5 protein-coding genes are annotated in these 6,098 nt (G+C 38.1%); 2 read left to right on the top strand and 3 right to left on the bottom strand.

The features are described from left to right. The 3 genes from AC1DSB_RS12820 to AC1DSB_RS12810 form a co-directional block, all read right to left on the bottom strand. Nucleotides 1-1,087 (bottom strand): Y-family DNA polymerase (locus AC1DSB_RS12820; protein ID WP_477586840.1); only part of this gene is annotated, 1,087 nt, incomplete at its 3' end. A gap of 922 nt (nucleotides 1,088-2,009) precedes the next feature. Beyond that, on the bottom strand, nucleotides 2,010-2,483 hold the full coding sequence (locus AC1DSB_RS12815) for a DUF4306 domain-containing protein (protein WP_477586839.1): 474 nt from the start codon (nucleotides 2,481-2,483) through the stop codon (nucleotides 2,010-2,012). 220 nt (nucleotides 2,484-2,703) lie between these two features. Then, nucleotides 2,704-3,954: an MFS transporter gene (locus AC1DSB_RS12810; RefSeq protein WP_477532554.1), complete on the bottom strand. Its 1,251-nt coding sequence runs from the start codon at nucleotides 3,952-3,954 to the stop codon at nucleotides 2,704-2,706. 636 nt (nucleotides 3,955-4,590) lie between these two features. Between AC1DSB_RS12810 and AC1DSB_RS12805 the strand changes: the two genes are divergently transcribed. Together AC1DSB_RS12805 and AC1DSB_RS12800 are read left to right on the top strand one after the other, a co-directional pair. Beyond that, on the top strand, nucleotides 4,591-5,214 hold the full coding sequence (locus AC1DSB_RS12805; protein WP_477586838.1) for a LysE family translocator: 624 nt from the start codon (nucleotides 4,591-4,593) through the stop codon (nucleotides 5,212-5,214). Between the two features lie 79 nt (nucleotides 5,215-5,293). Then, nucleotides 5,294-6,098, top strand: an 805-nt coding sequence (locus AC1DSB_RS12800) for an MFS transporter (protein WP_477586837.1), incomplete at its 3' end; no start/stop codon positions are given.

Here is a 6,098-nt window from a genome sequence, read left to right as displayed (position 1 = left end):
GCATCGAATGTTCAGGCTCCATATTCGATAAAGTCACGGACAGTCGTCGGACAGGTCGGTCATCAAAATGTTCATCCAGCAGCTTCACACACATCTTGTAAATTTTCATTGTGTCGTTTGTGGCTTCTTCCATCGAACGGGAACGATGAAACCCTCCACCAAAGGCATCTTTACTGTACTCGGCACCGAGATGAACGGTGCGCCCAACTTTCCCCGCTTCCCGTGCACGTCTTGCCACGTCTTCCGTCATTTCAAGAACAACGGCAAGAATATCTTCCTTCTTACGGTAATCACGAAATAGAATTTGCCCTTTTCCGTAACTGACTTGCCCTTCGATAAGGGGTGCACCGAGGTCGGATAAATCAATACCCCAGGCGTGATGGTACAGTTGGTTTCCCATGACTCCGAATTTTGCTTCAAGCGTCGTCAACTTCGTTTTCGCAAGATCTCCGACTGAAAAAATCCCCATGGCATTCAAGTTTTTTTCCATTCGCGGTCCAATGCCCCACATTTCGCGAAGTGGTGATACTGGCCATAACTTCGTTGGGACATCGTCATAAGTCCAGCTAGCGAATCCTGTTTTTTTGGCATCCAAATCAAGCGCCAGCTTCGACATCAACATATTCGGACCCATGCCCATCGCAGATGGCAATTGAAACTGCTCCAGTAAATCGTCCTGAATGCGCTGGATAGTTTGCTCAACAGGTCCCCATAATCGCTCCGTTCCTGCCAAATCGATAAAACTTTCGTCCACGCTGTAGACATGAATCGATTCTTTTGGCACATACTCACTGAGCAAACGGGTAATTTCCATAGATACCCGCACGAAAAAGCCCATTTTAGGTTCAATCAGCCGAATATCTGGGTGATCCGGTATTTCAAATAAGCGCGTACCTGTCTTCACGCCAAATTGTTTTTTTAACGGTGGGGAAGCCGCTAACACGATGCTTCCCCTCTGTTGTTGATTCCCAATAATCGCAATCGGGGTTTTCATCACGTCAAGTCCTTCATCCGCTGCCGCACAGCTTGCATAAAAACTTCGCATATCGAGACAAACGATTTTCCGATCGGGATATTGTTCATACATGATGTTCTCCTCCTCCAAAACGAACAAATGTTCTTAAATGAATTATACCCCGAACGAACGTTCTTAATCAATGGATGGAAAACATTTTCATTTTTGAGGTGAGGAAAACTTTCAGGTTGAAGGAATGGGAATCTAGGTAGACAGAACACTCGTCCAGGTAGACACAATGGCACTCCAGGTTGCACAAAATCACGAAACCCATAAATTTCCCAAAGAAAAAAACGTTCGAAAAATATCGAACGCATCAGAAATCAATTACGCAGCATGAATGCATGCAAATTGTAGCAGCACCACTAGAAAAAAACGACGATAATTAGTAAGGCTATTCCTATTAGACAACCGCCAATTAAGTCATAGTTGTTCCACAAAAAATATATTGTGCTTTTATTGTTAAAATCGTATGATCTTACTCTTTTTATTAACCATAATCCGAAAATGATAAGGAAAATCAGTCCAAACATAATTAACATGGGAGTTTCTTTTATATATACTTCAGTTTCCACTAAAAATCCTCCCTTGAAATGTAACTATCCTGAGACTTGATTTTAACTTAAGCACCATTTATTCTTCTTTGGCTTACGCTATTGGACATCCTTTTAATTAGGTAAGAAATACTGAAATAGATATAACGAATAGAACCGTTACTAAAAGAAAGGGAACTAATGCCTTTCTTATTTCTTCTTCGCTTTCAGCTTTCTTAACCTTCTTTCTATAATCAATCCAACTAATAAACGTTACAATTGAAATTAAGATTACATATGGAAGTTCTTCCAGGTGAATCCCCTCTTATCCCCGATATTTGACTCAAAAATCTAACCCTTTTTATAACTAGCCTGCTGGGTTTGTTGGAAAAGGAAAAGGGTTTCTTCATTACCCATTGATCTTTAACTAAAGCATCAGCAAGTTGTATAAGTAATACAATTTAATATATTTCTCTTGTCTTATTGTTAATAAATCTATTTAACGCAATAACAATTGAAATCATCCCTAGTAATAAAAAACTTATGCAAAAATATTTCAAACCAATAGTTGGAGAATTTGATACAAAACCACTTAATACCAAGAATATTACGCCAATAGATGTTAGGAAATACGAAAACAACTTATCGTTACTTTTGAGTAGAATATATCCTAAAAGAATTAGAATGTAAGTACTACTGAGTAACATAATTAAAGGAAATGTAGGTAAAAATTTAGCTGCATATACAAAATAGTCAATTGTTAAAATATCGCTTGCTTGCTTCACAGGACCATTTAACATCTCAGAAAAGATAGCTGTATGTTTCCATTCCCAAGATACATCTAATATTTTACTTCCCTCATACCATGAAGCTAGGGCAGAAAAGATGAAAGCCATTGAAGCTACAGATAAATGGATAATAATTTTAAAAGACATGTTTACACCTCCAAGATATACTCAATATTAACATTAATTTACATTACGGAAAACTTACAGAGGAGGTGATATTGAACTTATCTCCACGTGTAGTTGAACAAGAAAAAAATGCTTTACTCCTTTTTGAAGTAAAGCACCCATTAGACTTGTAGGGGCATCTAGTCTCTAATTTTCTTGTAATTGCTAGATCTGCCAGGCTATCAAGATCTAAATGTATTTATTATAAGGTTAAATCAGATGACTCTGGAACAACTACAGGCTCACCTGCTTTTAATAATACTTTGTTTCTTCCTAATAACACTCCTAGGATTAACATAAGCACTCCCGTACCCAATAGAATCCATTCAACTCTCACGACATCTGCCATAGGTCCAAAAATAAGCATTCCTATCGGCATCATAGATGTAGCAATCATCCCAAATACACCAAATATTCTACCTAAGTAATCACCCTCGACTCGCTCTTGGATCAGGACAGTCGTTGGTGTATTGAAGACTGGCATTGACACTCCGAATATCGCCATGAAGAGTAAATAAGCCCAAAACATTGGCATAATCCCTAATGCAATCGTACAAATACCCATTATAATACTGGCAAGTGTCATTGTATGCACCTTATTTGAAAAGCCTCCCCACGAAGCAATAATACCTCCGCCTGCCATCATTCCAATCGAAAAGGCAATTTCAATTGCAGTTAACCGCCATACATCATCACCAAAGCTCCGAGTCACTTGTAATGGAGTTAAAAATGCTGCAGGCGCCATCAAAACAAATAACATCGCGAAATACAAAAAGAACGTTTTCAAAAAAGCGTGGTTATTAATATATGTTAAACCTGCTTTAAAATCAGAAAGATAGCTTGTTGTTTGTACCTCGGATGCCTTTGCATGTACCTGAATTTTTAAGAATACAAGCAAAGTTACGATTGCTATAGCTGCAGTTACCACATCTATAAAGAAAATACTTTCTAATGTGGCCATTGTCAGCATTGCCGCACTCACCATAGGAGACACGAACATAATAATAGCCTGTATACTTCCGTTAATTCCACTTACCTTCGTCAGTTTATCCTCTGGAACAATTTGCGGTAAAATAGCCCCTACTGCTGGACCTTGAATACCTGTTCCTATCGCTCTAATAGCAGCCATAGCAAACAGTAGCCAAACTGCCTCATATCCCATTAAGAAGACAATTGCCATGACGAGAGTTGCAACAGCAATTAATCCATCCGATAAGATGATGAGTACCTTTCGATTGTATCGATCTGCCCATACGCCGGCAAAAGGCGATAAAATAAAAGTAGGGATGAATCCACATAAAATAAACAGTGTCATCATCATTCCTGATTGTGTAGTAAGTGTTATATGCCACATAATCGCATATTGAACCAGYGAGGAACCAAAAAGTGATATCGTCTGGCTACTTAAAAAAATAATAATATTCTTTTTCCAATTTTCATATTCCATATTCATTTTCTTCACGACCTTTTCTGTATATTTCCTACAATGAAAAGTAAATGGTTAAGGTCTTTTTTGCTCGAATCGAAAAAGAGTAGTTATATTACTATTTTTAGACAACAAAAAAAGAGGGTAGATTCAACCTCTCTTTTTTTGATAAACATAAAAATAAAGTTTTCCTAAAGAGACAGACTAATCCCATTTACTCCATACTTAAGCAGAGCCTGGACCATATGCAATTAACGGTTCAAAGTTTGGATTCTAAGTCTCATAGATGCTGTCAAAAGGAAAACCTCCATTTCTTTTAGTAAATCTCATTTTACCATTGCTTTTTTTCCAGTTCAATAATTAGATGGAAATATTTTCATTTCCAATAGATTCTATATTGCTTGATGATTATTTTTCATTAGATTACTCAAGGCGACAGAAGATTGCTTTAGATTTAGCAACAAGTTCCTGTTTATCATTAAACATTGGTATACAGAATGGTGATTGCCCTTGATCTTCAATTATATGAATTATCATCGCTATGGTGGTGTCGGTTTTAGTTTTTGGGATATCCTATTATTTATGTGTACTATTTTATATTAGTTGTAGAGAATACGGCTTCTGAATAAGATGCTAAGACATGATCTTATTGGAGGGTTTTCCATGCATTCATTCTTTACGTATGTATTTCTTGGAATTTCATTGGCAGCACCTATCGGCCCAGTAAAAACGACGCTGATAAATACAGGCATCAACAAAGGCTTTTTTCGTGCATGGATTTTCAGTCTTGGAGCCTTATCTTCCGATATCCTATATAYGCTTTTGGTGTACTTCGGAATCGCTAAATTCATCGATTCACCATTCATGCAAACGCTGCTCTGGTCTTTCGGATGCTTTGTCCTCATTTATACGGGGATTGAAAATCTGCTTGCGCTCCACAAAACTAAAGCAAAAACAATGACCAAGACAAATCGAATTCGACATACATACATAGCCGGCTTATTCATGGCGTTTCTAAACCCTTTGACGGTCCTTTTTTGGTTAGGTATTTATGGTTCCCTCCTTGTAGGGTCTTCTGAACCATTGGCAGGATATGAAATCTTCATTTGCAGTGGAGCCATATTATTGGGAATTATGATGGTGGATTTAACTATGTCCTTATTGTCCAGTAGCGCCAGCAAAGTGCTATCGAATAACATCCTGACAGGCATTTCCATGATATCCTCCCTTTCCATGATCGGCTTCGGCGTTTATTTCGGCGTCCAAGCCTATCATTCACTTTTCTAGCAAATCGCACCCGCATAAAAATGTACGTCTTGGAGACCCTAAATACGTTCCTCAATATGAAATTTTCTGAGGTGTATGTATGGAAAACAGTGAAGAAAAAGTCAGTACATGGTGCATTATCAGTATGGCTTCAATCCCTCTTGTAATGACATTAGGAAATTCAATGCTAATTCCCGTTCTTCCCATTTTGGAAAAAACGATGGGTATTTCTTCGTTTCAGTCGAGCATGATTATCACAAGTTACTCAATAGCAGCCATTTTCCTCATCCCAATTGCAGGCTATCTATCCGATCGATTTGGCCGTAAAATTGTCATATTGCCTAGTTTGATTTTAGCCCTAATTGGTGGATTAATTGCCGGTTACGCCTCCTGGAAACTGGATAACCCCTTCGCCTGGATTATCATCGGGAGAATTTTGCAGGGAATCGGTGCATCTGGTGCCTTCCCGATCATCCTCCCACTCGTTGGGGATTTGTATAAAGACGATGATGAAAAAACTAGTTCATGTCTTGGCATCATCGAAACTTCGAATACGTTCGGAAAAGTGATTAGTCCAATATTAGGAGCTACTTTCGCTTCTTTCTTATGGTTCCTTCCATTCTTCTCCATTTCCTTTTTCAGTCTTATTTCAATAGTTCTTATTTTTTTCTTTATCAAAGTACCCCATGAAAAAGAGGAGCCAAAGAAATTCAAGGAGTTCCTAAGCAACAGTAAGCAGACATTCCAAGAGGAAGGAAAGTGGCTATCAGCCGTCTTTCTCAGTGGTATTTTTGTTATGCTTATTTTATTCGGCACACTTTTCTTTCTATCGGAAATTCTGGAGAAAGAATACGAATTGAAAGGAATTAAGAAGGGCTACGTGCTGGCCATTCCTCTATTAATGT

It is taken from the genome of Paenisporosarcina sp. P4_E4_2 (assembly GCF_056401595.1).
The sequence above is the reverse complement of the archived record's forward strand: the minus strand, read 5'-3'. Positions and strand labels throughout refer to the sequence as shown.

Excerpts from the sequence above, each read along its gene's own strand:
- AC1DSB_RS12815 (WP_477586839.1), bottom strand. The coding sequence starts at position 2,483 with ATGTCTTTTAAAATTATTATCCATTTATCTGTAGCTTCAATGGCTTTC.